Here is a 2,923-nt window from a genome sequence, read left to right on the forward strand (position 1 = left end):
CCGGCGGCGGTCGGGAAGAGCGTGTCGAGGTCGGTGAGCGCGACCTCCACCGGCTCCGCGGCGAAGGTCGACGTCACCCGCACGCGGTCGTCGTCGCGCAGCGCCGCGGCGGCGTAGGTGCGGTGCGGGATCGCGAACGGCAGCACGAAGCCCTCGTTGTAATCGGTGTGCTCGCCGATGAGGTTCACGCGTCCCGGCGCCGACCAGACACCATCGGGCTCGCGTCCGGCGAGCCGGGTGAACAGGGTGCGGGCGTCGTCGAGGGCGCTCATGCGGTCACCTCCGGAACAGACGCGATGGCGGTGCGCAGACGCTCGGCCGCGACCTCGGGGAGGATCTCGGCGGTCCACGCGCCCATGGCGGCTTCGGAGCCGGCGAGGAACTTCAGCTTGTCCTCGGCGCGGCGCGGGCTGGTCAGCTCGAGGCGCATGCGCACGGTGTCGCGACCGATGTTCACCGGCGCCTGGTGCCATCCGGCGATGTACGCCGTGGGGGTGGAGTACAGGGCATCCACCCCGCGCAGCAGACGCAGGTAGAGCGGGGCGAGCTCGTCGCGCTCGGCGTCGGTGAGCGCCGCGAAGTCGGGGGCGTGCCGATGCGGCATGAGGTGCACCTCGAGCGGCCAGCGGGCGGCGAACGGCACGAACGCCGTCCAGTGCTCGCCCTGCAGCACGAGGCGGTCCGAGTCGCGCTCGGAGTCGAGCACGCGCGTCATCAGGTCGGGAGCGGTGCGGTCGATGCTGTCGAGCAGCCGCTGCGTGCGCGGGGTGACGTACGGGTAGGCGTAGATCTGCCCGTGCGGGTGCGGCAGTGTGACGCCGATCGCCTCGCCGCGGTTCTCGAACGGGAAGACCTGCTGGATGCCGGGGAGGGCCGACAGCGCCGCCGTGCGGTCTGCCCATGCCTCGATCACCGTGCGTGCGCGGGTGACCGACTGCGTGCCGAACGACCCTTCGTGGTCGGGGCTGAAGCACACGACCTCGCAGCGGCCGATGCTCGTGCGCGTGCGGCCGATGCCGAGCTCGGCGAGATCGTCGAGCCCGCGCGGGGCGTTGCGGGCCGCCGGCACACCGCCGACGGCCTCGATCAGCGCCGGACCGAAGGCGGGGGAGCGGTTCTCGAAGACGGCGACGTCGTATTGCGCCGGAACCTCGGACGGGTTGCTCGGCGTCTGGGGGGCCAGCGGATCCGCGTCGGCGCTGGGCATCATGACCCGGTTCTGACGTGCGGTGGCGAAGGTGATCCAGTCGCCCGTGAGCACGTCCTGCCGCATCGTCGCGGTCTCGGGGCGCCCGTCGAGCGTGCGCGCGTCGACGCCTCGCTCGGATCCGAGGCTCGTGCCGGGGTCGTCGTAGTAGAGCAGCTCGCGACCGTCGGCGAGGCGGGTGGCGCGCCGGACGACGCCGGCGCCGAGTTCGGACGTTCGCAGCTCGGGGGATTCTGACATGTTCACGTCAACACGGTACCGCGGCCGCTGTGATAACGTCAACATTCCGGAGTTGCGAGCGCTCGAGAGGAAGACCGGATGCCGACATCCGCACGCGTGTCCATGGCGATGGTCGCCCAGCGCGCCGGGGTCTCCGGTCAGACCGTCTCGCGGGTGGCGAACGGAAGCCCCAGGGTCGACCCCGAGACGAGGGCGCGCGTCGAACGGGCGATGGCCGAGCTCGGCTACCGCCCGAACCGCGCCGCCCGCGCCCTGCGCACCGGTCGCAGTCAGACCCTCGGCCTCGTCGCGCAGACCCTCGCCACCGTGGGCAACTCCCGCATGCTGCAGGCCGTCGCCGACGCCGCGGCGTCGCGCGGCTATGCGCTGACCGTGCTCACCCTCGGCGCGGATGCCGACATCGCCGACGCTTTCGATCGCCTCCGCGACCAGGGGGTCGACGGCGCCATCGTGCTGAACGAGGCCACCGCGCTGGCGCGCGACGCGGCCTCGGGCGGACTGCGCCTCGTGGTCGTCGACTCGCCGCCCGACGAGCGCTTCACCGTCATCGGCACCGACCACGCGTCGGGCGCTCGCGCGGCCACCGAGCACCTCCTGCGCGCCGGGCACCGTGCGGTGCACCACCTCGCCGGGCCGGTCGGGTCGTTCGCCTCCGCCGAGCGCGAGCGCGGCTGGCGCGACGCGCTCGCCGCGGCGGGCATCGATCCGCCCGAGCCCGTGCGCGGCGACTGGAGTGCGGCATCCGGATTCGAATCGGTGGCGCGGATGCCGGCATCCGGCGTCACCGCGATCTTCGCCGCGAACGATCAGATGGCGCTCGGTGCCTTGCGCGCTCTGGCGGAGTCCGGACGCCGTGTGCCGGACGACGTCGCGGTGATGGGGTTCGACGACATCGCCGACGCCGCGGACTTCCAGCCTCCGCTGACCACCGTCCGGCAGGACTTCGACGCGCTCGGCGAGCACGCCGTCGGCGCTCTCGTCGCATGGATCGAGGGCGAGCGGCCCGCCGACCTGCTGCTGCCGCCCGCGCTGATCGGCCGCGCCAGCGCCTGAGCCCCGCTCAGAACTCGAGCATCACCTTGATCGCGCGACGCTCGTCCATGGCTCGATACCCGTCTGCGGCGTCGTCGATCGACAGCGTCTGATCGAACACGACGCCCGGGTCGATCTCGTCGGTCATGATCCGGTCGATCAGATCGGGCAGGAAGCGGCGCACGGGTGCAGGACCGCCGTGCAGGTGGACGCCGGAGAGGAACAGCTCCTGCCCGTCGAGGCTCACGCCGTGCGAGACGCCGACGAATCCGACGTGCCCGCCGGCGCGGGTCGAGCGGATCGCCTGCTGCATCGCCTCCTGCGTGCCGACCGCCTCGATGGTGGAGTGCGCCCCGTAGCCGCCCGTCATCTCCTTGATCGCCGCGACGCCGGCATCCCCTCGCGCCTCGACGATGTCGGTGGCGCCGAAGCGACGGGCGAGCG

Annotated in this window: 4 protein-coding genes; 1 reads left to right on the forward strand and 3 read right to left on the reverse strand. The window is 72.7% G+C overall.

What is annotated here, in order from left to right:
* Together BFN01_RS00785 and galT are read right to left on the reverse strand one after the other, a co-directional pair.
* Positions 1-272: galactokinase family protein (locus BFN01_RS00785; RefSeq protein WP_305728262.1), on the reverse strand; the 272-nt coding region annotated here is incomplete at its 3' end.
* Positions 269-1,447, reverse strand: coding sequence for a galactose-1-phosphate uridylyltransferase (galT, locus tag BFN01_RS00790; protein ID WP_071640535.1), 1,179 nt, complete (start codon positions 1,445-1,447; stop codon positions 269-271). The genes galT and BFN01_RS00785, both read right to left, overlap by 4 nt.
* Before the next feature lie 78 nt (positions 1,448-1,525).
* Between galT and BFN01_RS00795 the strand changes: the two genes are divergently transcribed.
* Positions 1,526-2,500 (forward strand): LacI family DNA-binding transcriptional regulator, encoded by a 975-nt coding sequence (locus tag BFN01_RS00795; protein WP_256220982.1) that lies wholly within the window; start codon positions 1,526-1,528, stop codon positions 2,498-2,500.
* A 7-nt stretch (positions 2,501-2,507) separates the two neighbouring features.
* Here the strand turns inward: BFN01_RS00795 and BFN01_RS00800 are convergent.
* Positions 2,508-2,923: zinc-binding dehydrogenase (locus tag BFN01_RS00800; RefSeq protein ID WP_143187110.1), on the reverse strand; the 416-nt coding region annotated here is incomplete at its 5' end.

The sequence above is a fragment of the Microbacterium sp. AR7-10 genome, from assembly GCF_001878835.1.
GTDB lineage: Bacteria > Actinomycetota > Actinomycetes > Actinomycetales > Microbacteriaceae > Microbacterium > Microbacterium commune.

What these genes read in the sequence shown, in the direction of transcription:
- galT (WP_071640535.1), bottom strand. Translation starts at nt 1,447, where the DNA reads ATGTCAGAATCCCCCGAGCTGCGAACGTCCGAACTCGGCGCCGGCGTC.
- BFN01_RS00795 (WP_256220982.1), top strand. Translation starts at nt 1,526, where the DNA reads ATGCCGACATCCGCACGCGTGTCCATGGCGATGGTCGCCCAGCGCGCC.